Consider the following 23,130-nt stretch of genomic DNA (forward strand, 5'->3'; position numbering starts at 1 on the left):
CCGGCGGCTGGAATGACCCGCGACGCGGGTCAGTTGGCGACCGGCGCGAGGGAACCGTCAGAGGATAGCGTAAAGCGCGCCACATTCGCGCGGCTGAACGGCGTCAGGTCTACGACGGCGCCCTTCTGCCTGACTTCCACGGCACCAATATTGCCCAGCACGAGGCGGCCCACTTCGCCTGCGGCGTAGTTGCGCTGTTGTCCTGCAGCGAGCAGGCCCTGCTCGATCTGGTGGCCATCCGGCGCATACACCTGGACCCAGCTTTCGCCGTTGAAGCTGATCGACAACGCCGGCGTCGCAGTGGACGGCAGGGACGCCAGCGATGCCGCCAGCGGTGTGCGCTGCGATTGCGACGCGGCTGGCTCGACCTGGGTTTCCGTGGCCGAAGCCGGGACGTCCAGCGACTGCACCGCCGAGTTGTTGGTCAGGTGCGGACGCGCACCCAGCCACACCGAAATGGCGATCAATGCCGTGATAGCGACATAGACGACGCGACGACCGACCTGCTCGGCGAAGCGCTGGTAACCCGGGGTATGGGAATGGCTGACCAGGGTGGACGGAGCGACGCTGGCCACCGGGGTCTGCTCGATGAAGGATTCGATGTCGATGCCCAGCAGGCGGGCATAGCTGCGCAGCTGGCCGCGCGCGAAGACCGGTGCGCCCAGGGAGCTCCAGTCATCAGATTCCAGGTTGACGACCGCGCGCACGGTCATCTTCAGCTGGGACGCCACCTGTTCGATGGACAGTCCAGCCGCTTCACGCGCCTGTCGCAGCGCTGCGCCGCATCCGGAAGCCGGCGTCGTTTCGTCGAAGAGCATCATTGCCTTCCACCATCCCCTGTTGCGGAGTTTCGTGCTTCCGATGCATCGGGAAACTCCGTTTTCAGTCGCGCAACGTACTTCGCAGCGGCAGTCCTGTCGCCCAGTTTTTCTTCGATCTGTGACGCAAGCAACAACGACTGCGGGTCCGCTGGTGCAGCAGCGAGACGCCGTTCCGAAAATGCGCGCGCCTCGAAAGCGTTGCCTGCGCGGAATTCACGCTGCGCTAACGTTCCCAGCGCAACGGCATTGTCGGGGTCCAGTGCGATGGCCTGACGCAGGCTCAGGTCTGCACGGTCGCCCTGCCCCGCCTGGTCGGCGCAGGCACCCATGTTGGCCAATGCGCCCGCCGGGGAAGGATTGTTGGGCATCGAAAGCGCGCGATCGAAGATCGGCAGCGACTGCGCCGCCTGTCCCTGCGAGCACAGCCAGGTAGCGTAATTGGCCACGATGCCCGGGTTGGTCGGCGCGAGCTCCGCGGCCTGCCGGTAGTACTTGCCGGCGCCGGCGGTGTCACCCGAATTCGCCAGCACGACCGCCATCATGGTGTGGGCATCGGCTGACTTTGGATCTTGCTTCAAGGCCGACAGGGCGAACTTCTTCGCTTCGGGAAGGTTTCCGGCCGAGAGCTCCTCCTCGGCGAGCTGCAGCACCCGGCGGGAGTCCTGGTTGAAGTTCCGCTTCGTCTCGCTGGCAGTGACGTCGGGCGCGGTGCGGATGAACCCTCGCTGGTTCTCCAGACTGGTGCTGACGTAGGGATCATGGCGGCAACCCACCGTCGCGGCGGTGGCCACGAACAGCAGGCCCAGCATCAGCACGTCACGCTGCCGCATTACCTGCTCCCGGAGAGGTGGAACCTTGCGCCTGCAGGCGCTTGTTGAACTCGGCCTGGCGACGGGTCTTGTCCATCACCTGGCCCTTGAGCTGCCCGCAGGCGGCATCGATGTCGTCGCCGCGGGTGCGTCGCACCGGCGCGATCATGCCGGCGTTGTTGAGCAGCTTCTGGAAGCCGCGGATCGTCTCGTCGTCCGGGCGCTCGAAGCGCGTGCCGGGGAACGGATTGAACGGGATCAGGTTGACCTTCGCCGCATCCTTCATCTGCACGGCGCGGTCGAATTCGCGCATCAGCTTGACCAGGCCGCGAGCGTGCTCCGGCTGGTCGTTGACGCCCTTCATCAGGGTGTACTCGAAGGTCACCGACGTACCGCGCTTGCGCAGGGCATAGCGCACGCAGGCTTCCATCAGCTGTTCGATCGGATACTTCTTGTTGAGCGGAACGAGTTCGCTGCGCAGCGCGTCGTTCGGAGCGTGCAGCGACACGGCCAGCGAGACGTCACTCACCTCGCCCAACTTGTCGATCATCGGCACCATGCCAGCCGTCGACAGCGTCACGCGCTTGTTGGCCAGGCCGTAGCCGAGGTCGTCGCGCATGATGCTCATGGCGCGCACCACGTTATCGAAATTCGCCAGCGGCTCGCCCATGCCCATCATCACCACGTTGGTGAGTTTGCGCTGCTGGTGTGGGACGTTGCCGAGATGGCGCGCCGCGATCCAGACCTGGCCGATGATCTCGGCGGTCGACAGATTGCGGTTGAAACCCTGCGTCGCGGTCGAGCAGAACTGGCAGTTGAGCGCGCAGCCCACCTGCGAGGAAACGCACAGCGTGCCGCGTCCCTTGTCGGGGATGTAGACCGTCTCGATCGCGTTCTTCGGATCCATGCCGAGCAGCCACTTGTGCGTGCCGTCGGTGGATTCCTTGTCGAAAATCAGCTGCGGAGCGTGCACGACAGCGCGCTCCTCCAGCTTGGCGCGCAGCACCTTGCCCAGATCGGTCATCTCGGCGAAGTCGGTGACGTAGCGGTGGTGGATCCACTTCATCACCTGGTGCGCGCGGAACTTCTTCTCGCCGAGTTCTTCCTCGAAGAAAAGCTCGAGCGAGGCGCGGTCGAAGTCGAAGATGTTCGTCTTCGACTCCGACCGTGCAGTGTTGCCAACAGACTCGCGCAAAGCCGCCTGCGTAGCCTCGTCGGCAGCGGCGCCGGCGGGCATGAGGTCGAGGGCGATGTCGCGGGTCTGGTTCATTGCTCTACTTCAAATCAACGGGTGTAGACGTCGGTCGCCGGGAAGAAGTAGGCGATTTCGATCGCCGCGTTCTCCAGCGAGTCCGAACCGTGCACCGCGTTGGCGTCGATGCTGTCGGCGAAGTCGGCGCGGATCGTGCCCGCGGCGGCGTCCTTCGGATTGGTGGCGCCCATCAGGTCGCGGTTCTTCAGCACGGCGCCTTCGCCCTGCAGGACCTGGATCACCACCGGGCCGCTGATCATGAACTCAACGAGTGCATTGAAGAACGGACGCTCGCGGTGCACGGCGTAGAAGCCTTCAGCTTCGGCGCGCGAGAGCTGCTTCATCTTCGAGGCGGCGACCTTCAGGCCGGCCTTCTCGAAACGCGAATAGATTTCGCCGATGACGTTCTTGGCGACGGCGTCGGGCTTGATGATCGAAAGGGTGCGCTCCAGCGCCATGGGAAGTCTCTCCGGATAGGCGGGCCGCGGGGACAATCCGTGTTCGCGCCCGAGAATAACAGAAAAACCCGCGTCGAATCGCGGGTTTAGCCGAAATGGCTGGGGGAAATTCTAACGGATTGGCGACGGCTTTGCAGGACGCTCAGTCCGGGGGCGGACTGCCCGGCAGTTGACAATGCGGACCCGTATGGTCCAGCATCAAACGCACGTTTGAATCAACCCGTTGAACCCTCGCTTCGAAGCCCCGCGACTCGCACCCGGACGACATGGCTACCCCCCACCCCTTCTCCACCAAGGACCGCATCCTCGGCGCCGCCGAGGAACTGTTCGCCCAGTTCGGCTTCGCCGGGACTTCGCTGCGGCAGGTCACCAGCCGCGCGGACGTGAACATCGCGGCGGTCAATTACCACTTCGGCAGCAAGGAAAACCTGGTCAACGAGGTCTTCCGCCGCCGCATGGACGAGATGAGCCAACAGCGTCTGGCGGGCCTCAAGGTCGCCGTGAAGGAACATCCGGGCGAGCTGGAGCCGATCCTCGCCGCCTTCGTCGAACCCGCCCTGGCCATGGCCCAGGACCGCCACAACGGCGCATTCGCCCGGATGATCGCCCGCGCCTACGCCGAGAAGAACGACGCGCTGCGCAAGTTCCTGTCCGAGCACTACGGCCACGTCCTGCGCGAATTCGCCAAGGCGATCGCTGCCTGCATGCCAGGACTGAGCAAGGAATCCCTGTACTGGCGCCTGGACATCGTGGTCGGCGCGCTGACGTATGCGATGGCCGATTTCGGCCTGATCAAGCGCCCCGCCGGTGTCACCGAAGCGGCGCATCGTGACCGCGCCGCGCGCGAACTGATCGAGTTCGCGGCAGCCGGTTTCCGCAGTTCGTAGGGCGGGCTCAAGCCCGCCGCTGCTCTTTCCGACCAGCATTTCCGTTGTTCCATTTGTTGAAAACGGCGGGCTTGAGCCCGCCCTACAAGGACTTACGAAACATGTCTAACAAACTACTTGTCCGGCGCGCAGCCGTCCTGGGCGCTGGCGTGATGGGTGCGCAGATCGCCGCCCACCTGACCAACGCGGGCGTCGACACCGTCCTGTTCGACCTGCCGGCGAAGGAAGGCGACCCAAATGGCGTCGTCACCAAAGCCATCGCCAACCTGGCCAAGCTCAGCCCCGCCCCGTTCGCCGACAAGGCGCTGGCCGACCGCATCGTGCCGGCCAACTACGAGACTGGGCTGGAACTACTGAAGAGCTGCGACCTGATCATCGAGGCCATCGCCGAGCGCATGGACTGGAAGCAGGACCTCTACAAGAAGATCGCTCCGTTTGTGCCGGCCCACACTGTGCTCGCCAGCAACACCTCCGGCCTGGGCATCAACAAGCTGGCAGAAGTCCTGCCGGAAGAGCTACGCCACCGTTTCTGCGGCGTGCACTTCTTCAACCCGCCGCGCTACATGCACCTGGCCGAACTGATCCCGGCCCGCACCACCGACGCCGCCGTGCTCGAAGGCCTGGAAACCTTCCTGGTCACCACGCTGGGCAAGGGCGTCGTCTACGCCAAGGACACCCCGAACTTCATCGGCAACCGCATCGGCGTGTTCTCGATGCTGGCCGCGATGCACCACACCGAACAGTTCGACCTGGGCTTCGACACCGTCGACGCGTTGACCGGCCCGGCGATCGGCCGCCCGAAGTCGGCGACCTACCGCACCGCGGACGTCGTCGGCCTGGACACCATGGCCCACGTCATCAAGACCATGGCCGACACCCTGCCGGAAGACCCGTGGCACAAGTACTTCCAGGCGCCGAAGTGGCTGGCTGGCCTGATCGAGAAGGGCGCGCTGGGCCAGAAGACCGGCGCCGGTTTCTATACGAAGAAGGGCAAGGACATCCTCGTCCTCGACCTGAAGGCGCAGGATTTCCGCGTCTCCGCCGGTGAGCTCGATGCCGATATCGCCGCTCTGTTGAAGGAAAAGGATCCGGCGAAGAAGTTCGCCGCCCTGCGTGCCAGCGAGCACCCGCAGGCGAAGTTCCTGTGGGCGTGCTTCCGCGACACCTTCCACTACTCCGCCTATCACCTCGAATCGATCGCCGACACCGCGCGCGATGTCGATTTCGCGATCCGCTGGGGCTACGGCTGGTCGCTGGGCCCGTTCGAAACCTGGCAGGCCGCGGGCTGGAAGCAGGTCGCCGAGTGGATCGCCGACGACATCGTGAAGGGCTTGGCGATGAGCAATGCGCCGTTGCCGGACTGGGTGTTCGACGGCCGCGACGGCGTGCATGGCACCGCAGGCAGCTACAGCCCGGGCCGCAATGCGATGGTGCCGCGCTCGACCAACCCGGTGTATGCGCGCCAGCGTTTCCCGGATGCGCTGATCGGCGAGAAGTTCTCGCCGGGTCGCACGGTGTACGAGAACGACGGCGTGCGCCTGTGGGCGGACGAAAGTGACGACATCGCCGTGGTCAGCTTCAAGACCAAGCTGCACACGGTCAACGACCACGTGCTCAACGGCCTGCAGGAAGCCATCGCCATTGCCGAGCGTGACTTCCGTGGCCTGGTGATCTGGCAGCCGAAGGAGCCCTTCTCCGCTGGCGCCGATCTGTCCGGTGCGTTGGGCCTGCTGCAGGCCGGCGATCTCAAGGGCTTCGAGGCGATGGTCGCCAACTTCCAGAAGACCAGCCAGGCGATCAAGTACGCACAGGTGCCGGTCGTGGCCGCGGTGCGCGGTCTGGCGCTCGGCGGCGGCTGCGAATTCCAGATGCATGCGACGCGCACCGTGTTCGCACTGGAGAGCTACATCGGCCTGGTCGAAGCCGGTGTCGGCCTGCTGCCGGCCGGTGGCGGCCTGAAGGAGTTCGCCGTGCGCGCCTCCGAAGCTGCTGGCCCCGGCGGCGATGTGTTCGCGCAGCTCAAGACCGCCTTCGAAAGCGTGGCGATGGGCAAGGTGTCTACCTCGGCGTTCGAAGCGCGTTCGCTGAAGCTGGCGCGCGATTCCGATGTCGTCGTCTTCAACGCCTTCGAACTCCTGCACGTGGCGAAGCAGCAGGCACGCGCGCTGGCCGAGTCCGGCTACCGCCCGCCCCTGCCCGGCCGCCGCATCCAGGTCGCCGGCGATGTCGGCATCGCCACTTTCAAGATGATGCTGGTGAACATGCTGGAAGGCCGTTTCATCTCGCCGCACGACTACGAGATCGCCACGCGCATTGCCACCGCCCTGTGCGGCGGCGAAGTCGACCGCAACACGCTGGTCGACGAGGAATGGCTGATCCGTCTTGAGCGCGAACACTTTGTCGCGCTGGCGCAGATGCCCAAGACCCAGGAACGCATCGCGCACATGCTCAAGACCGGCAAGCCGCTGCGGAATTAGTAGTGAAGAAGATCGGGCATCCTGCCGCGACTTCTTCGCCTCTGGCGAAAAGCGTGGTTTTCGCCAGAGGCCGCGACGTCGCTTCGCGACGCCGCGCCGGCACATCCATGTGCCGGAACACCACCCTGCATTCGGAGTAATTCCATGATCAAACAAGTACAAGACGCCTACATCGTCGCCGCCACCCGCACTCCGGTCGGCAAGGCCCCGCGCGGCGTGTTCCGCAATACCCGCCCTGACGACATGCTCGCGCACGTGCTGCGCAGCGTGGTCGCGCAGGCGCCGGGCATCGACGTCAACCGCATCGACGACGCCATCATCGGCTGCGCCATGCCCGAGGGCGAGCAAGGCATGAACGTGGCGCGCATCGGCGTGCTGCTGGCGGGCCTGCCCAACACCATCGCCGCGCAGACGATCAACCGCTTCTGCTCGTCGGGCCTACAGGCCGTCGCGCTGGCGGCCGACCAGATCCGCCTGGGCAACGCCGACCTGATGCTGGCCGGCGGCACCGAATCGATGTCGATGGTGCCGATGATGGGCAACAAGGTCGCACTGTCGCCCAGCGTGTTCGCCAACAACGAGAACGTCGCCATCGCCTATGGCATGGGCATCACCGCCGAGAAGGTCGCCGAGGAATGGAAGGTCTCGCGCGAGGACCAGGACGCGTTCGCCCTCGCCTCGCACCAGAAGGCCATCGCAGCGATCCAGGCTGGCGAGTTCACCTCGGAAATCTCGCCGTATGAAGTCGTTTCCCACCTGCCGGACCTTGCCGGCAACACCATCCGCCTGAAGAAGTCGCTGGTGGAAATCGACGAAGGTCCGCGCGCGGACTCCTCGCTCGAAGGCCTGCTGAAGCTCAAGCCGGTGTTCCGCAACGGCCAGTTCGGCGGCACGGTCACGGCCGGCAACAGCTCGCAGATGTCCGACGGTGCCGGCGCGGTACTGCTGGCATCGGAACAGGCGATCAAGGACTACGGCCTGACCCCGCTCGCGCGCTTCGTCAGTTTCTCGGTCGCGGGTGTGCGTCCGGAAGTGATGGGCATCGGTCCCATCGCGGCGATTCCGAAGGCACTCAAGCAGGCTGGCCTGACCAAGGATCAGCTCGACTGGATCGAGCTCAACGAAGCCTTCGCCGCGCAGGCGCTGGCGGTGATGCGCACCAGCGAACTCGACCCGTCGAAGGTCAATCCGCTCGGCGGCGCCATCGCCCTGGGCCATCCGCTCGGCGCGACCGGCGCGGTTCGCACCGCGACGATCGTGCACGGCCTGCGCCGTCGCCAGCTCAAGTACGGCATGGTGACGATGTGCATTGGCACCGGCATGGGTGCGGCGGGGATCTTCGAAGCACTGTGATCGTGCGGTGACTCCATGATTCCGCGATCGCTTGCGGACGCGTTCTCGACAAAAGCAGAAACGGCCCCGCGGGGCCGTTTTTGTCATGGACTGCCATCCCGCAGAGGCCGCGCGCCTGCCGCATCAGGCCATCCGGGCGCCATTGGGCACCACGCGCTCGATGGTCGTGATCACCACGCCTTCGTCAGTGTGGAACCCGGTCAGCAGGAACTCCGATACGAACGGGCCCACCTGCTTTGGCGGGAAGTTGATGACCCCGACGATCTGGCGTCCCACCAGTTCGTCTGCGGCATACAACGCCTTCACCTGCGCGCTGGTCTTGCGAACGCCATGCGGACCGAAATCCACCCACAGCTTCCAGGCGGGTTTCCTGGCCTCGGGAAACGGCTCCACGCGCAGGACGGTGCCTGCACAGAGCATCACCTTCTCGAAGTCTTTCCACTCGATGGTCGGCGTTTCCACTTCATGTTCCCGATCAATTTGGCGGGTGACATGGTGACCCGCCGTCGATTCCGCAGCGTCATCGCCATTGGAACGCCGTCGCGCCATCGGCAGAGTCAGTGGTCGCGACCTTCGCGCACCGCTTTCCACGCATCCTTGAACTCCGCCCACCAGTAGCTGAGCTGCGCACCGACGAAGCCGGCGGGCTTGAGCGCGGATACCAACCCGTAGTCGGCGAATTCGCGCCAGCGGGAGTCGTTTTCGGCGATGGCGGAAGCAACCACCTCACCGGCAAATGTCGTCGGCGCCACCCCATGCCCGCCAAATGCCTGGGCCAGCCACAGCCCTTCGTCGATGCGACCAATCTGCGGCATCTGGTGGCGCGCGTAGCTCATCAGTCCGGACCACGCGAAGTCGGCGCGCACGCCGTCCAGCTGCGGGAATACCTTGAGCAGGTCACTTCGCAGCAGGCGCTCGACGGCATCCGGCGCGCGATCCAGGATCGAGATCCGCCCACCCCAGAGCAGCCGCGAGTCCGGGAGCGGCCGGTAGTAGTCGAAGGCGAAACGCGTGTCGTACACCGCGCTACGGGTGGTCATGATCTCGTCCATCCGCGATCCCAATGGCTCGGTGACCATGACGTAGGTCGCGATGGGCAACACGCCGGCATCGACCTTGCGCCGCAATCCGGCCAGATAACCGCCGCAGGCCAGCACGACCTGCTCGGCTTCGACCTCGCCCGTCGGCGTGCGTACGCGCCACCCGGCGCCGGCCCGATCCAGCGATACGACCGGGCTGCCCTCGAAGACCGACACGCCCTGCCCCACGGCCGTCGCGGCAATCCCACGGGCGTACTTGAGCGGGTGGAAGTGAAAAGCGTCCGGCTCGAACAGGCCGTCGTGGTATCGCGTGGTCCTGAGGCGCTGGCGGAGTTCCTCTTGCGGAAGCCATTGCCAGTCGACGCCGTAATTGTCGGCCAGCAGCTTCTGGCGTGACCGCAGCACTTGCTGGTCGCGGAACCAGTTGGCCCAGATCACGCCGGAATCGCTCACGTCGCAGTCGATGCCGTGAAGGTCGATGCGGCGACGGATCAGTGCGACGGCATCGGTGGTTCCTGCATACAGGGCGCGGGCGCGATGCGGGCCCAGTTCGCGCAGCAGGGCGTCCTCGCCGCGCGAGAAGCCGCCGAAGACGAAGCCGCCATTGCGTCCGGACGCACCGTGTCCGACCTCATCGGACTCCAGCACGACCACGTCGCGGACACCGCGCTCAGCCAGGCCCAACGCGGTGTTCAGACCAGCGAAACCGCCGCCGACGATGCAGACCTTCGCGACGCGCTTTCCCGCAAGCGGGGGCGACGGGGCCCGTTCTGTGACGGTAGCGCGGTAATAGCTGACGGGTGGTCTGGACATCGCGGGCACTCAGCGGGTTTGATGGCAACGGTCCACGAGAGGTCGCGTCCTTGGAAATCCATCGCGCCGATAAAGCCTATCGCAAGCGCGCCCTGTGGCTGCTGGCTGGCATCACGGTGCTGTGCGCCGTGCTGCTGTGGCTGCTGCAGGCGTGGCTGCAGGACCTCACCACGCGCCTGGATCGGGTGGACCCGCAGACCGCGAAACAATGGGTGCGCATGCTGCTCGCCGGACTGGGCATCGGTCTGTCGATGCCGGCGATCGCACTGGGCCTGAACCTGCGGCAGATCGGGCTTGCCTCGCGCCTGCAGGGCCGCTTCCCGCCGGCAGAATGGAAAACCTTGCGCGACGTACGCGTATTGCGCGACGCAGCGGCGCTCGCCTGGGCACGCAAGGTGGAACTGGCGGGCTCGGCGGTACTCGCGCTGGCCGGTCTGCTGATCGTTTGGGCGATCTGGTCCTGGTGGCGCTTCAGCTAGCTCGGCACCACGCCAACAGCGACTTACTCGAGGTCTTCGACGCCAAGTTCGTCCAGCGCGTTCTGCATCAGCTTGCGGGCCGAGTCACTCAGCTTCTCGTGGTCCAGCGCGTAGCGGATGGTCGCTTCGATCAGCCCGAGGTGCGTGCCGCAATCGAAACGCGTGCCCTGGAAGCGGTAAGCGTTGACCGTCTCCTCCGCCAGCAGCGTACTGATGGCATCGGTGAGCTGGATTTCGCCGCCGGCGCCAGGCTGCGTGGATTCCAGCAGCTCGAAGATCCGCGGACTCAGCACGTAGCGGCCAACGACCGCGAGGTTGCTCGGCGCGACCTCGGGCTTGGGCTTTTCGACGATTGCCGTGATCCGGCCCTGCCGGTTCTGGAAGGTCTGGGTCGCGACGATGCCGTAGTTGCTGGTCTGCTCGCGCGGCACGTCCTGCACGGCAATGACGCTCTGCTGGGAGGCCTCAGCCACGTCCGCCATCTGCTTCAGCGCGCCAGGGCCGCCCCGGTTCCAGATCAGGTCGTCAGGAAGCAGCACCGCGAAAGGCTGGTCGCCGACGATGGGCTTGGCGCACAACACCGCGTGGCCCAGCCCCAACGCTTCGGCCTGGGTGACGAACACGGCGCGCACGCCGCGCGGCAGGACATTGCGGATGAGTTCGAGCTGCTCGGTCTTGCCGGAACGCTCGAGCTTCTGCTCCAGCTCATACGCCTTGTCGAAATAGTCCGCCACCGCATGCTTGTAGCGATTGGTGACGAACACCAGGGTTTCGCAACCCGCTTCGACGGCCTCATCGACCGCGTACTGGATCAGCGGCCGATCGACGATCGGCAGCATTTCCTTGGGCACGGTCTTGGTTGCCGGCAGGAAGCGCGTACCGAGTCCGGCCACTGGGAAAACGGCCGTGCGGATGCGGCCTTGCTTACTGACACCCCGGGACATCAAACCTTCCTGGCATTGCGAGTTGGGAAGGCAACCACGGTCGATGCGGTCTGCAACGGCCCATGCTCACCGATGGGTTGGAATTCTGGCACGGTCGCGCGCAACAAGGCAGCCAGTGCCTCGGTGTCGTAGCGCGAACAGGCATCACGCATCTGCGCAATCGCGCTTTCCAGGTTGACCGCGGATACCTGGCGTGGCTCGGCCTGGAGGATTTTCGGGTGCGCAGTGGGGCGGTAACGCTCGTCGGCGTGGAAGAGCGTTTCGTGCAACTTCTCGCCGGGACGCAAGCCGGTATAGACGATGGCGATATCGCGACCCGGCAGCTTGCCGGCAAGGCGGATCATCTGCTCGGCCAGCATGCGGATCGGCACGGGCTCACCCATGTCCAGCGTATAGATCGCTTCGTGCGTGCCGATAGCGGAGGCCTGCAGGATCAGCTGGCAGGCTTCGGGGATCGTCATGAAGAAGCGGGTGACTTCCGGGTCGGTGACGGTCACCGGGCCACCGGTGCGGATCTGCTCGCGGAACAGCGGAACCACGCTGCCAGCCGAATCCAGCACGTTGCCAAAGCGCACCGTTACGAAGCGCGTGGAGCGGCGATCAGCCATCGACTGGCAGGCCATCTCCGCCAGGCGCTTGGTGGCGCCGAGCACGTTGATGGGATCGACGGCCTTGTCGGTGGAGATGAGCACGAAGGTACCCACGCCATTGTCGCGGCAGGCCCGCGCGACGGTTTCCGTCGCCAGCACGTTGTTGCGCACGCCCTCGCGCAGCTGGGTTTCCAGAAGCGGGACCTGCTTGTATGCGGCGGCATGGAACACGGCGTCGGGTTCGGCCAGGCGCAAGGCGTACTTGATCACTGCCGGGTCGCCGCAGTTACCCAGCACCGGGATGTATTCGAGGTCGGGGAAGTCGCGGCGCAGCAGCGACTCCGTGGTGGTCAGTGCGAGTTCGTCGATCTCGACCAGCGCGATGCGGCGTGCGCCGTGACGCGCGCACTGGCGACACAGCTCCGAACCGATCGAACCACCTGCCCCCGTGACCAGCACGGTGCGTGCGCCCAACCAGCTGCGGATCGCCTTCCAGTCCGGCATCACCGGCTTGCGGCCGAGAAGGTCCTCGATCGCGACTTCCTTGAGTTCACCCGGCAGCGATCGGCCTTCGAGCATGTCCTGCAGGCGCGGCACCATCCGGAATGGCAATCCAGTGCGCTCGCACGCGGCGAGCACGCGCTGGAGCTGGCTCGCATCCGCCGACGGCATCGCGATCACCAGCAGCTTGGCTGCGGTCTCACGGGCGATTTCCGCGACGTCCTGCACCTTGCCGAGCACCGGCACGCCCTGCACCTTGCTACCGCGCAGGACGGAGGCGTCATCCAGGAAGCCCACCGGGTGGTAGGTACCGACGCGGCGCAGGTCGCGGACCAGTGCCTCACCCGCGCGGCCGGCGCCGAGGATCAACGTACGCACGCTCGCGGATTTGTTGCCGCTTTCCAACCGGCTGTCTTTCCACGCGCGATAGAGCAGACGCGGCGCACCCAGCATCGCCATCAACCCGAGCGGATACAGGACCAGCACGGTGCGCGGGACCATGTCCAGGCGGTTGTAGAGGAACAGGCCCAGCACGATCGCGAACAGACCGAGCACGCAGGCCTTGAAGATGTTCCACAGGTCCGGAACGCTCGCGAAGCGCCACAGGCCGCGATAGAGGCCGATCTGCCAGAACACCAGGCCCTGCGCCGCCAGCACGAGGGCGATTTCGGTCGACCACAGGGGAATTTCGGGCGGGTGCGCGACGATGCCCCAACGCAGCCGGTGGAGGCCCTGCCATACCAGCCAGACCATTGTCAGGTCATGGATGATCACGGCCTGGCGCGGCAGAGCGTTCTTCCATCGTTCGAGCCAGGAACTCATTCCCCGTCCTTTTCCAGTTCAGTCCGGATTCTGATCTTTCCGGGCCGGCAGGAGTATTGCAACGCCCACCAGAGCGCCATTGCCAATACCAGCCAGGCCAACGCAATTCCCTTCGCCTGCGTCGTTGGTCGTGACTGCAGCCCCCATGCCAGCAGCCACGCAACCGCCGTCCAGCCTGCGTATGCGAACGTCACGATGGCGTGAGTGCCGGACCGCGCGGCCCATGCCTGGTAGGCATGCTGGGCATGTGCAGTCCACCAGCGCTCTCCCCTCAACACGCGTCGAGCCAGCGTCAATCCACTATCGACGAGGAACGCCGACAGCGGCAACAGCAACAGCAGCCAGGCGAAGCGCGGCATCCCTGCCGCCGCCACAATCAGCAGCGCAGCAAGGGTAAAACCCAATGCACCGCTGCCGACATCGCCGAGGAATATCCGTGCCCGGGGAAAGTTGAAAGGCAGGAAGCCAAGACACCCGGCGACGAGCGCCAAACCCAGCCATGCGAAAGCTCCGCCGCCCAGCACCGACAATCCACCGGCCACCAATGCGGCCTGGCTGGCAGCGATACCGTCGATGCCATCCATGAAGTTCCAGACGTTGGTCAACACCATGACTGCAACAAACGCGGCAATCGCCAGCAACAGGTCACCCCAGGTCGCGGCAACGCCCAGTGCCAGCACACCCGCGGCAATCGCCTGTACGCCCAGTCGCACCCAGGCGGATAACGGCCGGTGGTCGTCCAGCCAGCCGATCGCGGCCACCGCGACCATGCCAATCAGATAGGCCGCGAGCAACACGATCTGCTGCGGATAGCGCCAGGCCAGCGCGCAGGTAGCGACCAGTAGTGCGACGACAATCGCGATGCCACCGCCACGCGGCGTAGGCACGACATGCGCCCTGCGTTCGCCCGGATGGTCGACCAGGTTGCGTTGCAGCGCGTAACGACGTGCCAGCCAGGTACCGATGAAGGCGATGGTGAAATTGAGGAACAGCCAGAACGTCATTCCTCACACCACCGCATAGTTCAAGAGCGGTTTCACAGTGCCCCATTCCTTGCAGCTCGGACACTGCCAGTGGTGGCTGCGCGCACCGAAACCGCATCGCGTGCAACGGTAACTCGGGTTGCGTACCAGCAACTGGTCGGTGATGTGCTTGAGGTCGTGCAGCGTCGCCAGCGGATCCGCCGCTTCGGCGATGGTGAGGTCGATCAATGCCGCTTCGCCGCGCACCGACGGACGATCCTTGAGTTGCCGGGCCAGGTACGCGCGTGCCGCGGGGACGCCTTCATCGGCTTCCACCATCCGCGTGAGTGCGAGCACGGGCGAGATGCCACGGTAGTGCTCGCACATCTCCGCGAGGAACGCGCGTGCACCGGGACCATCTCCGACACGTTCGTAACTCGACAACAGCGACGGCAGGATTTCGGGAAGGTAGTCCGGATCGTTGCGGGCAACGCGTTCGAATGATCGGATGGCGCCTGCGTCATTGCCGGCATCCAGCTCGATGCGTCCCTCGATCATGCCGGCACGCACCGAGTTGGCATCGGCCTCGTAGGCGCGGGCGACGGCTTCGCGGGCGGCATCCGTTTCACCGGCTGAGCGATGACGGTCGGCCAGTTCGCATTCGAACTGCGCCACCAGCTTGCCCATCGGCTCGCCAGTGGCGGCTTCAAAGCGGCGCGCGTTCTCGATCGCCTTGCCCCAGTCGCGCTCGGCCTGGTAGATGCCGATGAGGTGCTTCAGTGCCAGCGGCGCCATGTCCAAGGCAACCAGATCGCTGAAGACGGTCTCCGCGCGATCCAGCAGGCCCGAGCGCATGTAGTCCTCGCCCAATGCAAGCAGCGCCTGCACCTTCTGCTGGTCGCTCAGCCCGGGACGCTGCACCAGCGCCTGGTGCAGGCGGATCGCGCGATCGACTTCGCCGCGTCGGCGGAACAGGTGTCCGAGTGCGACCTGGGTTTCGAAGGTGTCCTTGTCCAGTTCGGCGATGTGCAGGAACAGTTCGATCGCCTTGTCCGGCTGCTCGTTGAGCAGGTAGTTCAGGCCGCGGAAATAAGTCGTGGAGAGCTTGCTTACCTGGCTGTCGCTATGGCGCTCGCCACCGCGGCGCCCGATCACCCAGCCGCTGACCGCCGCGATGGGCAGCAGCAGGAAGAACCAGAACCACTCGTTGATGAATTCCATCCGATCAGGGCCCTGGCTTGGCGGCGGTGGACGACGTCTGGCGCTCGGCGCGCGCGACGCGGCGACGCAACGGCAACACCACGCTGGCGGCGATGGCCAGTCCACCGAGCAGCACACCGAGCAGCAGCGCAACCAGCAGTGCCACGCCTAGCGTCGTGGAGAGCTGGACCGGGCCGAAATCGATGATCGCCGTCTGGCGATTGAGCGCACCCACGATCGCGCCAAGCGCGATGCAGGCCACGGCAATGAACAGGCGAATCAGGCGCATGACGTCCTCCGGACGGCATTCCGTCGTCGTGCATGCGTTAGCTTAACGGACGCATCGCTCTGATGCGATGCACAAACCACCCAGGCAGGCGTGCGCTTGCCGGAGGCCTGGGGCCTCAATCTTCTTCGTCGATGGGAACCACGTCGCTGACGCGCTCGCGCAGTTCCTTGCCCGGCTTGAAGTGCGGGACATGCTTGCCCGGCAACGCGACCGACTCACCCGTCTTCGGGTTACGGCCCAGGCGCGGCGGGCGGAAATGCAGGGAAAAACTGCCGAAGCCACGGATCTCGATCCGCTCCCCGGTGGACAGCGATCCGCCCATCATTTCGAGCAGCGCCTTCACCGCCAGATCCACGTCGTCGCCCTTCAGGTGCGCCTGACGCTGCGACAGGATCTCGATCAGTTCGGACTTGGTCATGACGTGGCTTGAACTCCCCTGACTTGCCGGCGGACGCACCCCATTGCGCCCTCCTTACATCGATCCTGCATCGGCGCGAGTCGCCACCGGATGCCGGACCGCCTTACATACCGAAGGCGACCCGGGATTCCGGGCCGCCTTCGTTGTATCAACAACTTACCTCAACCGGGGCGATTACTCGCCCTTGTTGCCCAGCTGTTCGCGCAGCAGCGCACCCAGCTTGGTGGTACCACTGGAAGCGTCGGAAGCGGCACGGTTGTAATCGGCCAGGGCTTCGGCCTGCTCGGCCTGGTCCTTCGCCTTGATCGACAGCTGCATGCTGCGACCCTTGCGGTCGGTGCCCACGATCTTGGCTTCGATCTCGTCGCCGACCTTCAGCACCTTGCTGGCATCGTCCACGCGGTCGTGGGAGATGTCGCGGGCCGAGATGTAGCCTTCGATGCCGCCGTCGAGTTCGACGGTGGCGCCCTTGGCGTCGACTTCCTTCACGATGCCCTTGACGATCGAGCCCTTGGCGTTGGTCGCCACGTAGGTGCCCATCGGGTCCTGTTCCAGCTGCTTGACGCCGAGCGAGATGCGCTCGCGCTCCGGATCAACGGCCAGCACCACGGCTTCCAGCGTGTCGCCCTTCTTGAAGTTGCGCACGATGTCTTCGCCGGTGGTGTTCCAGCTGATGTCCGACAGGTGGACCAGGCCATCGATGCCGCCGTCCAGGCCGATGAAGATGCCGAAGTCGGTGATCGACTTGATCTGGCCCGACACCTTGTCGCCCTTCTTGTGCAGCACGGAGAAGGTTTCCCACGGATTGCTGGTGACCTGCTTCATGCCCAGCGAGATGCGGCGACGCTCTTCATCCACGTCGAGGACCATGACCTGCACTTCGTCGCCGACCTGGACGATCTTGCCCGGGTTGACGTTCTTGTTGGTCCAATCCATCTCGGAGACGTGCACCAGGCCTTCGACGCCCGGCTCGATCTCGACGAACGCGCCGTAATCGGTGACGTTGGAGACCTTGCCGAACACGCGGGTGTTGGCCGGGTAGCGACGGGCGATGTTGTCCCACGGATCCTCGCCCAGCTGCTTGAGGCCCAGCGAAACGCGGTTGCGCTCCTTGTCGTACTTGAGCACGCGGACGTCGAGCTCTGCGCCGACTTCCACGACTTCGGACGGATGACGCACGCGCTTCCACGCCATGTCGGTGATGTGCAGCAGGCCGTCGATGCCGCCGAGGTCGACGAACGCGCCGTAGTCGGTGAGGTTCTTGACCACACCCTTCAGCACGGCGCCCTCGACCAGCTTCTCAAGCAGCTGCTCGCGCTCTTCCGAATGCTCGCTCTCGACCACCGCACGGCGGGAGACGACGATGTTGTTGCGCTTGCGGTCCAGCTTGATGAGCTTGAACTCGAGTTCCTTGCCTTCGAGGTACGACGAATCGCGCACCGGGCGCACGTCGACCAGCGAACCAGGCAGGAAGCCGCGGACATCCTTGATGTCGACGGTGAAGCCGCCCTTGACCTTGCCGCTGATGCGGCCGGTGATGGTGGCGTTGGCCTGCAGGGCCTCTTCCAGTTCGTCCCACACCATCGAACGCTTGGCCTTCTCGCGCGACAGCACGGTTTCGCCAAAGCCATTCTCGATGGAGTCGAGGGCGACCTTGACTTCGTCGCCCACGCCGACGTCGATTTCGCCAGCGTCGTTCCGGAACTGTTCGATCGGCACGATGCCTTCGGACTTGAGGCCGGCGTTGATCACCACGACGTCGCCGCGGACTTCCACGACGGTGCCGATGACGATGGAGCCCGGCTTCAGCTTCGCCAGGTTGGTCTGGCTCTGTTCAAACAGTTCGGCAAATGATTCGGTCATTGAAAAATACTCAGTTGGACACACGGATCGCGGAGGGGACGTGGGCTGGTAAAAGCCCGCCAAAGTCCGGCGACCCACCCGTTGTGCGGCAGGGCGGAATGCCTTGCCAATGGATGGAAATCCCATCGCAGGATTGCGATGAGGCCTGTCTGCTGCGAAAAACGACCCGTTCAGTGCCCGGGCAACAAAGCCAGGACCTGTTCGACGACCGCTTCGATCCCGAGACCGGTGGTATCGATGCGGACGGCGTCATCGGCCGGCCTCAACGGCGCCACGGAGCGTTGGGCGTCACGGGCATCGCGGGCGAGAATCTCCCGGAGCAGACCGCTCAATGTAACCGAAACTCCTTTTTCCATCAACTGCTTATAGCGTCTTTCGGCCCTTTCCTCGGCGCTGGCGGTCAGGAAAACCTTGTGGGCGGCGTCAGGGAAGATGACGGTACCCATGTCCCGTCCGTCAGCCACCAGGCCGGGGAGCCGGCGGAAGGCACGCTGGCGGTCCTTCAGGGCCGCCCGGACTTCGGGGATGGCGGCAATGGCCGAGGCGGCGGCGCCGGCTGTTTCGGTGCGCAGCTCGTCGGTCGCGTCCTGGCCGTTGACCAGGACCCGTAGTTCGCGGCCGTCGTCGTGGAATTCGACCCGGGTGTCGAAGGTGCAGCGCACCAGCGCGGCGTGGTCATCGAGGTCAATCGCCCCCCAACCCGCGGCGACCCCAACCGCCCGGTACAGGGCACCCGAGTCGAGGTAGTGCCAGCCAAGCCGCTGGGCGACAAGGCGGCTGATGGTGCCCTTGCCGGAACCGGAAGGGCCGTCGATGGTGAGTACGGGGATGGTGTCGGTCATCCGGGCATTATGGATGGGGGCGCCCGACCTGGCTTCAGTCGCCATCTCCGGACAGCTCGGCAATGCGTCCTCGCGTCATGCCGATCGCGGGCGCCAGAGCCGGCGGGGTTGGTTCTCGCGCCGACGACCGTGTCGATGACCGCACCGGAGAAACCAGCGAAAACCACGGAATTCGTGCCTGCGCGGGAAGGATGGATGCCCAGCACCGGCCCTCCCGGCAACTTCAGCCACGCAACCACTTGATCCGCCGGCAATTTATCCGATAGAATCGCCGGCTTCGTTGTGTTCCACCCGTTTCTCCACCCCATTTCCCATTTCGTCCGAGGTTGTCATGAAGGTCCTGTCCTCCCTGAAGTCGGCGAAGGCCCGTCACCGCGACTGCAAGGTCGTCCGCCGCCGTGGCAAGGTCTTCGTGATCTGCAAGTCGAACCCGCGTTTCAAGGCGCGCCAGCGCTGAACCGCACCAGCGACGATCCGTCGTCGTGACGAAAAAGCCGCCGCAAGGCGGCTTTTTCGTTTCCGCAGGCAATACTTGGAAGCCGGGCACGCGCCATCGCCCGCGAGCGGCGTTGCACCGGACTGTGACGCCATCTTGCTGCCGTCGGGCGCAGGCTTGTGGTTCAATCGCCCATCCATCGGGGAGTACCAACGCCATGAAAGCCCGTCTCGCCGCAGTCACCTTTACCGCCTTCGCCCTCGCCGGCCTAGCCAATGTCGCTTCGGCCGAAACGCTGCTCGTCGAGCGCGTGCAGGAGGAAAACTCCGCCGCAATGCCCAAGCGCGGCCAGACCATGGCCCAGGTCGAAGCCAAGTACGGTGCGCCGTCGCAACGGCTGGATCCGCGCGGCGGCCAGAAACGCGCCTGGCCGACGATCAACCGCTGGTCGTACGCGGCCTTCACCGTGTACTTCGAGAACAGCCGGGTAATTGACGTGGTCGCCAACAAGGCTAGCGAGGAAGAAATCGGCCCGAAGCCGGCGATCAAGTAATCCGATTGCCCGCGCACAGCTGTACGGCGCGTTTTCACAGCTAATCCGGGGCCGCCCCCGAGCGGCCCGCGCAGCAATGCGACTCGAACGGCGGGCTATCATTGCCCGCCTTTTTCGTCTGCGATGCCATGAACCAGAACGCCGTGCGCTTCCCCGCCGAGTGGGAGCCCCAGTCCGCAGTCCTCATCGCCTGGCCGCACGCCGACACCGACTGGGCACAGCGCCTGGGCGAAGTCGAGGAAACCTACATCGCGCTGGTCGCCGCCATCACCCGCTACCAGCCGGTGCTGATCTGCGTCGCCGACGACGACCTGCAGACCTACGCCGAAGCCCGCCTGCGTTCCAACCGCATCGACCTGTCACGTGTGCGATTCCTGCCCGTGGCATACGACGACACCTGGCTGCGCGATTCCGGACCGATCACGTTGATCGAGAGCCCGCTGCGTAGCCCAGAGGCCTTCCGCCTGCTCGACTTCCGCTTCACCGGCTGGGGCGGCAAGTTCGAAGCCAGCCGCGACGACCAGCTGGTCGAAAACCTCGACAACGCCGGCACGTTCCACGCCAGCTCGCGCCAGCCGATCAATTTCGCACTGGAAGGCGGCGCCATCGAAACGGACGGCGCCGGCACCCTGCTGAGCACCTGGCAGTGCCTGCACGAGCGCCACCCCGACGCCAGCCGCGAGGACATCACCGCCAAGCTGGCCGGCTGGCTGCACCAGGACCGCGTGCTGTGGCTCGACCACGGTTACCTGGAAGGCGACGACACCGACGCGCACATCGACACCCTCGCCCGCTTCGCCGGACCGGACGCCATCGTGTTCCAGGCCTGCGACGACACCAGCGACTCGCACTACGCGGAACTGAAGGCGATGGCGGACGAAATCGCCGCCCTGCGCACCCGCGACGGCCAGCCCTACCGCCTGTTTCCGCTGCCGTGGGCGAAGCCGGTCATTGACGAAGGCCGCCGCCTGGCCGCGAGCTACGCCAACTTCCTGATCATCAACGGCGCGGTGCTGATGCCAGCCTATGGCGATGAAGCCGATGCTGCCGCCCAGGCGGTGCTGGCGCAGGCATTCCCGGATCGCGACATCATCGCGGTGCCCTGTCGCTCGCTGATCTGGCAGAACGGCAGCCTGCACTGCATCACCATGCAGCTGCCCGCCGGCGTCGTGGCAGCCTAGGCGCGATCGCACAACTCGCGGCAAACCCCATGCCACGTTACGTAGCCTTCCTCCGCGGCGTCAGCCCGATGAACGCGAAGATGCCGGAGCTCAAGCTGTTTCGAGGCGGCCGGGTTCGCCAACGTCAGGACCGTCCTGTCCAGCGGCAACGTGGTGTTCGATGCCTCGGCGCGCTCCGACCTTGCATCGCGCGCAGGGCGGAAGCCGCGATGTTGGAGTCGCTCGATCGCAGCTTCTGGACCCTGGTACGTCCCGTCGCCCGCCTCCAGGCCCTGATCGATGCCGATCCGTATCGCGCCTTCCGCCTGCCCGCCACGGCCAAGCGCGTCGTGACGTTCACGCGCGAGCCGATCGACTCCCCGCCCACGCTGCCAATCGAAAAGGACGGCGCCCGCATCCTCGCCATCCAGGGCACCGAAATCTTCACCGCCTACGAACCCATGCCCGGAAACCCCGTGTTCATGGCCCTGATCGAGAAAACCTTCGGCACGCAAGTCACCACCCGTACCTGGGACACGGCGAAGAAGTGCGCCGCGGCCTGACCCAGCAGTCAACATGGCATCTACAATCCGCCCATGAAGAAGACCACCCTGCCCGTCGCTCTGATCCAGGAACGCAACCATGGCGACGCCGAGGCGAACCTGTCAGTGATCGAAACCCGCGTCGCCGAAGCCGCCAAGCGCGGCGCGCGACTGGTGCTGCTGCAGGAACTCCACAATGGCCCCTACTTCTGCCAGCACGAATCCGTCGACGAGTTCGACCTGGCCGAAACCATTCCCGGCCCGAGCACGCAGCGCCTGGGCGCGTTGGCGAAGCAGCACGGCGTGGTGCTGGTGAGTTCGCTGTTCGAGAAGCGCGCCGCCGGCCTGTACCACAACACCGCTGTGGTCTTCGAGAAAGACGGCTCCACCGCCGGCAAGTACCGCAAGATGCACATCCCGGACGACCCGGGCTTCTACGAGAAGTTCTATTTCACGCCGGGCGACATCGGCTTCGAACCGATCAACACGTCGGTCGGCCGCCTGGGCGTGATGGTGTGCTGGGATCAGTGGTATCCCGAAGGCGCGCGTCTGATGGCGCTGGCCGGCGCGGAACTGCTGCTGTATCCGACCGCGATCGGCTGGGATCCCGACGACCAGCAACCGGAAAAGGATCGCCAGCGCAACGCGTGGATCCTGAGCCATCGCGGACACGCCGTCGCCAACGGTCTGCCGGTGCTGTCGTGCAATCGCGTGGGCCACGAGGTGTCGCCGCTGGGTACCTCCGGCATCCAGTTCTGGGGCTCCACGCACGTGCTGGGGCCGCAGGGCGAATTCCTCGCCGAAGCCAACCAGAACGAACCTGAAATCCTGATGTGCGAAGTCGACATGGAACGCAGCGAGCACGTCCGCCGCATCTGGCCGTTCCTGCGCGATCGTCGCATCGATGCGTACGGCGACCTGCTCAAGCGTTATCGCGACTGATACGGCGGCGACGCCGGTGAGTTACCTCATTCTCCGTCCCGCGATGGCTGGCGATATCGCCGCCATCACCGCGCTCTACGCGCAGGAAGTGGTTGATGGCGTCGCCACCTACGAATACGCGCCGCCAAGCGAAGCTGAGATGGCGCGACGCTGGCGGGCAATCGTCGATGACGGGTTCCCGTACCTCGTCGCGGAACTGCAGGGCCGCTTCGCCGGTTACGCATACGCCAGCCGCTACCGGACGCGCGACGGCTACCACTGGACGGTCGAGGACACGGTGTACGTCCATCCGGACGTGACCGGTCGCGGCATCGGCCGCGCGCTGCTGCAACAGCTGATAGACGAGTGCACCGCGATGGGCCAGCGCCAGATGGTCGCGGTGATCGGCGACCGCTCCAACCTCGCGTCGATCGCACTTCATGAGCGCCTGGGTTTCCGGACTGTCGGGATTTTTGAAGGGCTGGGTCGCAAGCACGGTCGCTGGCTGGACGCCGTGCAGATGCAGCGCGGTTTGGGCGACGGGGCGAACTCGGCGCCCTGAGCGGCCCGCTCGCAGATTCGGGACGACCATTGCCCGCAACAGGCTGAGACTTGGCTTCTTCGTCATTCCGGACGACCGGCCCGAGAGGGCTCGAACCCACGGAACTGATTCCGACGAGCGGCGACAATAAAACGAA

The 23,130-nt window shown here is 65.3% G+C and carries 24 protein-coding genes; 10 read left to right on the forward strand and 14 right to left on the reverse strand.

Translation table 11 applies throughout. The annotated features are described in order from the left end of the window. Positions 1-29: 29 nt before the first annotated feature. The 4 genes from ACYVD7_RS08450 to ndk are packed head-to-tail and all read right to left on the reverse strand — an operon-like array spanning position 30 to position 3,340. Positions 30-818 (reverse strand): helix-turn-helix domain-containing protein, encoded by a 789-nt coding sequence (locus tag ACYVD7_RS08450; RefSeq protein ID WP_460761575.1) that lies wholly within the window; start codon positions 816-818, stop codon positions 30-32. After that, entirely contained in the window at positions 818-1,651 is an 834-nt protein-coding gene (gene pilW / locus ACYVD7_RS08455) for a type IV pilus biogenesis/stability protein PilW (protein ID WP_460761577.1), read from the reverse strand. Before pilW ends, ACYVD7_RS08450 begins: the two co-directional genes overlap by 1 nt. Continuing rightward, positions 1,638-2,900 (reverse strand): dual-specificity RNA methyltransferase RlmN, encoded by a 1,263-nt coding sequence (rlmN, locus tag ACYVD7_RS08460; RefSeq protein WP_460761580.1) that lies wholly within the window; start codon positions 2,898-2,900, stop codon positions 1,638-1,640. The genes pilW and rlmN overlap by 14 nt, the downstream gene beginning before the upstream one ends. 14 nt (positions 2,901-2,914) lie before the next feature. Beyond that, the gene (gene ndk, locus ACYVD7_RS08465) at positions 2,915-3,340 is read right to left on the reverse strand and encodes a nucleoside-diphosphate kinase (RefSeq protein WP_460761582.1); all 426 of its coding nucleotides are present in this window, start codon (positions 3,338-3,340) and stop codon (positions 2,915-2,917) included. A gap of 266 nt (positions 3,341-3,606) precedes the next feature. Between ndk and ACYVD7_RS08470 the strand changes: the two genes are divergently transcribed. The 3 genes from ACYVD7_RS08470 to ACYVD7_RS08480 all read left to right on the forward strand — a co-directional run bounded on the left by ACYVD7_RS08470 (position 3,607) and on the right by ACYVD7_RS08480 (position 8,057). Then, on the forward strand, positions 3,607-4,227 hold the full coding sequence (locus ACYVD7_RS08470; RefSeq protein WP_460761585.1) for a TetR/AcrR family transcriptional regulator: 621 nt from the start codon (positions 3,607-3,609) through the stop codon (positions 4,225-4,227). 101 nt (positions 4,228-4,328) lie between these two features. Beyond that, on the forward strand, positions 4,329-6,704 hold the full coding sequence (locus ACYVD7_RS08475; RefSeq protein ID WP_460761587.1) for a 3-hydroxyacyl-CoA dehydrogenase/enoyl-CoA hydratase family protein: 2,376 nt from the start codon (positions 4,329-4,331) through the stop codon (positions 6,702-6,704). 144 nt (positions 6,705-6,848) lie between these two features. Beyond that, positions 6,849-8,057 (forward strand): acetyl-CoA C-acyltransferase, encoded by a 1,209-nt coding sequence (locus ACYVD7_RS08480; protein ID WP_460761589.1) that lies wholly within the window; start codon positions 6,849-6,851, stop codon positions 8,055-8,057. A gap of 123 nt (positions 8,058-8,180) precedes the next feature. Here the strand turns inward: ACYVD7_RS08480 and ACYVD7_RS08485 are convergent, their stop codons facing one another. Together ACYVD7_RS08485 and ACYVD7_RS08490 are read right to left on the reverse strand one after the other, a co-directional pair. Continuing rightward, positions 8,181-8,519, reverse strand: a complete 339-nt coding sequence (locus tag ACYVD7_RS08485; protein WP_460761592.1) for a tRNA-binding protein — start codon at positions 8,517-8,519, stop codon at positions 8,181-8,183. 95 nt (positions 8,520-8,614) lie between these two features. Next, positions 8,615-9,910 (reverse strand): NAD(P)/FAD-dependent oxidoreductase, encoded by a 1,296-nt coding sequence (locus tag ACYVD7_RS08490; RefSeq protein WP_460761595.1) that lies wholly within the window; start codon positions 9,908-9,910, stop codon positions 8,615-8,617. Between the two features lie 50 nt (positions 9,911-9,960). Between ACYVD7_RS08490 and ACYVD7_RS08495 the strand changes: the two genes are divergently transcribed. Then, the gene (locus ACYVD7_RS08495; protein WP_460761598.1) at positions 9,961-10,389 is read left to right on the forward strand and encodes a hypothetical protein; all 429 of its coding nucleotides are present in this window, start codon (positions 9,961-9,963) and stop codon (positions 10,387-10,389) included. Positions 10,390-10,412: 23 nt separating this feature from the next. Here the strand turns inward: ACYVD7_RS08495 and galU are convergent, their stop codons facing one another. The 8 genes from galU to cmk form a co-directional block, all read right to left on the reverse strand. After that, the gene (gene galU / locus ACYVD7_RS08500; protein ID WP_460761600.1) at positions 10,413-11,333 is read right to left on the reverse strand and encodes a UTP--glucose-1-phosphate uridylyltransferase GalU; all 921 of its coding nucleotides are present in this window, start codon (positions 11,331-11,333) and stop codon (positions 10,413-10,415) included. After that, positions 11,333-13,246 (reverse strand): polysaccharide biosynthesis protein, encoded by a 1,914-nt coding sequence (locus ACYVD7_RS08505; protein ID WP_460761603.1) that lies wholly within the window; start codon positions 13,244-13,246, stop codon positions 11,333-11,335. Before ACYVD7_RS08505 ends, galU begins: the two co-directional genes overlap by 1 nt. After that, entirely contained in the window at positions 13,243-14,250 is a 1,008-nt protein-coding gene (locus ACYVD7_RS08510; protein WP_460761605.1) for an MraY family glycosyltransferase, read from the reverse strand. The genes ACYVD7_RS08505 and ACYVD7_RS08510 overlap by 4 nt, the downstream gene beginning before the upstream one ends. Positions 14,251-14,253: 3 nt before the next feature. Next, on the reverse strand, positions 14,254-15,429 hold the full coding sequence (lapB, locus tag ACYVD7_RS08515) for a lipopolysaccharide assembly protein LapB (RefSeq protein WP_460761609.1): 1,176 nt from the start codon (positions 15,427-15,429) through the stop codon (positions 14,254-14,256). Positions 15,430-15,433: 4 nt separating this feature from the next. After that, entirely contained in the window at positions 15,434-15,697 is a 264-nt protein-coding gene (locus ACYVD7_RS08520) for a lipopolysaccharide assembly protein LapA domain-containing protein (RefSeq protein WP_460761611.1), read from the reverse strand. A 115-nt stretch (positions 15,698-15,812) separates the two neighbouring features. Next, on the reverse strand, positions 15,813-16,115 hold the full coding sequence (locus tag ACYVD7_RS08525; protein WP_460761614.1) for an integration host factor subunit beta: 303 nt from the start codon (positions 16,113-16,115) through the stop codon (positions 15,813-15,815). Positions 16,116-16,289: 174 nt separating this feature from the next. Next, complete coding sequence (gene rpsA / locus ACYVD7_RS08530; protein WP_460761618.1) at positions 16,290-17,978, reverse strand: 30S ribosomal protein S1; 1,689 nt, start codon at positions 17,976-17,978, stop codon at positions 16,290-16,292. 170 nt (positions 17,979-18,148) lie between these two features. Then, entirely contained in the window at positions 18,149-18,820 is a 672-nt protein-coding gene (gene cmk / locus ACYVD7_RS08535; RefSeq protein ID WP_460761620.1) for a (d)CMP kinase, read from the reverse strand. A 331-nt stretch (positions 18,821-19,151) separates the two neighbouring features. On the opposite strand from cmk, the gene ykgO reads away from it, so the two are divergent. From ykgO to ACYVD7_RS08565, 6 genes are all read left to right on the forward strand, one after another. Further along, positions 19,152-19,277 (forward strand): type B 50S ribosomal protein L36, encoded by a 126-nt coding sequence (gene ykgO / locus ACYVD7_RS08540; RefSeq protein ID WP_010342887.1) that lies wholly within the window; start codon positions 19,152-19,154, stop codon positions 19,275-19,277. A gap of 196 nt (positions 19,278-19,473) precedes the next feature. Next, on the forward strand, positions 19,474-19,809 hold the full coding sequence (locus ACYVD7_RS08545) for a hypothetical protein (protein WP_460761623.1): 336 nt from the start codon (positions 19,474-19,476) through the stop codon (positions 19,807-19,809). 128 nt (positions 19,810-19,937) lie between these two features. Next, a complete protein-coding gene (locus ACYVD7_RS08550) occupies positions 19,938-20,990 on the forward strand; it encodes an agmatine deiminase family protein (RefSeq protein WP_460761625.1) in 1,053 nt (350 codons plus the stop codon). 68 nt (positions 20,991-21,058) lie between these two features. Further along, entirely contained in the window at positions 21,059-21,532 is a 474-nt protein-coding gene (locus ACYVD7_RS08555; protein WP_460761628.1) for a DUF1697 domain-containing protein, read from the forward strand. A gap of 33 nt (positions 21,533-21,565) precedes the next feature. Continuing rightward, positions 21,566-22,453: a carbon-nitrogen hydrolase gene (locus ACYVD7_RS08560; RefSeq protein ID WP_460761631.1), complete on the forward strand. Its 888-nt coding sequence runs from the start codon at positions 21,566-21,568 to the stop codon at positions 22,451-22,453. Between the two features lie 16 nt (positions 22,454-22,469). Next, positions 22,470-22,994 (forward strand): GNAT family N-acetyltransferase, encoded by a 525-nt coding sequence (locus tag ACYVD7_RS08565; protein ID WP_460761633.1) that lies wholly within the window; start codon positions 22,470-22,472, stop codon positions 22,992-22,994. Positions 22,995-23,130: the final 136 nt, after the last annotated feature.

This window comes from Lysobacter fragariae, assembly GCF_054779775.1.

Bases quoted from the DNA above. Each gene is read 5' to 3' on its own strand.
- ACYVD7_RS08450 (WP_460761575.1), bottom strand. From the start codon at position 818: ATGCTCTTCGACGAAACGACGCCGGCTTCCGGATGCGGCGCAGCGCTG.
- pilW (WP_460761577.1), bottom strand. From the start codon at position 1,651: ATGCGGCAGCGTGACGTGCTGATGCTGGGCCTGCTGTTCGTGGCCACC.
- rlmN (WP_460761580.1), bottom strand. From the start codon at position 2,900: ATGAACCAGACCCGCGACATCGCCCTCGACCTCATGCCCGCCGGCGCC.
- ndk (WP_460761582.1), bottom strand. From the start codon at position 3,340: ATGGCGCTGGAGCGCACCCTTTCGATCATCAAGCCCGACGCCGTCGCC.
- ACYVD7_RS08470 (WP_460761585.1), top strand. From the start codon at position 3,607: ATGGCTACCCCCCACCCCTTCTCCACCAAGGACCGCATCCTCGGCGCC.
- ACYVD7_RS08475 (WP_460761587.1), top strand. From the start codon at position 4,329: ATGTCTAACAAACTACTTGTCCGGCGCGCAGCCGTCCTGGGCGCTGGC.
- ACYVD7_RS08480 (WP_460761589.1), top strand. From the start codon at position 6,849: ATGATCAAACAAGTACAAGACGCCTACATCGTCGCCGCCACCCGCACT.
- ACYVD7_RS08490 (WP_460761595.1), bottom strand. From the start codon at position 9,910: ATGTCCAGACCACCCGTCAGCTATTACCGCGCTACCGTCACAGAACGG.
- galU (WP_460761600.1), bottom strand. From the start codon at position 11,333: ATGTCCCGGGGTGTCAGTAAGCAAGGCCGCATCCGCACGGCCGTTTTC.
- ACYVD7_RS08505 (WP_460761603.1), bottom strand. From the start codon at position 13,246: ATGAGTTCCTGGCTCGAACGATGGAAGAACGCTCTGCCGCGCCAGGCC.
- ACYVD7_RS08510 (WP_460761605.1), bottom strand. From the start codon at position 14,250: ATGACGTTCTGGCTGTTCCTCAATTTCACCATCGCCTTCATCGGTACC.
- lapB (WP_460761609.1), bottom strand. From the start codon at position 15,429: ATGGAATTCATCAACGAGTGGTTCTGGTTCTTCCTGCTGCTGCCCATC.
- ACYVD7_RS08520 (WP_460761611.1), bottom strand. From the start codon at position 15,697: ATGCGCCTGATTCGCCTGTTCATTGCCGTGGCCTGCATCGCGCTTGGC.
- ACYVD7_RS08525 (WP_460761614.1), bottom strand. From the start codon at position 16,115: ATGACCAAGTCCGAACTGATCGAGATCCTGTCGCAGCGTCAGGCGCAC.
- rpsA (WP_460761618.1), bottom strand. From the start codon at position 17,978: ATGACCGAATCATTTGCCGAACTGTTTGAACAGAGCCAGACCAACCTG.
- cmk (WP_460761620.1), bottom strand. From the start codon at position 18,820: ATGACCGACACCATCCCCGTACTCACCATCGACGGCCCTTCCGGTTCC.
- ykgO (WP_010342887.1), top strand. From the start codon at position 19,152: ATGAAGGTCCTGTCCTCCCTGAAGTCGGCGAAGGCCCGTCACCGCGAC.
- ACYVD7_RS08545 (WP_460761623.1), top strand. From the start codon at position 19,474: ATGAAAGCCCGTCTCGCCGCAGTCACCTTTACCGCCTTCGCCCTCGCC.
- ACYVD7_RS08550 (WP_460761625.1), top strand. From the start codon at position 19,938: ATGAACCAGAACGCCGTGCGCTTCCCCGCCGAGTGGGAGCCCCAGTCC.
- ACYVD7_RS08555 (WP_460761628.1), top strand. From the start codon at position 21,059: ATGAACGCGAAGATGCCGGAGCTCAAGCTGTTTCGAGGCGGCCGGGTT.
- ACYVD7_RS08560 (WP_460761631.1), top strand. From the start codon at position 21,566: ATGAAGAAGACCACCCTGCCCGTCGCTCTGATCCAGGAACGCAACCAT.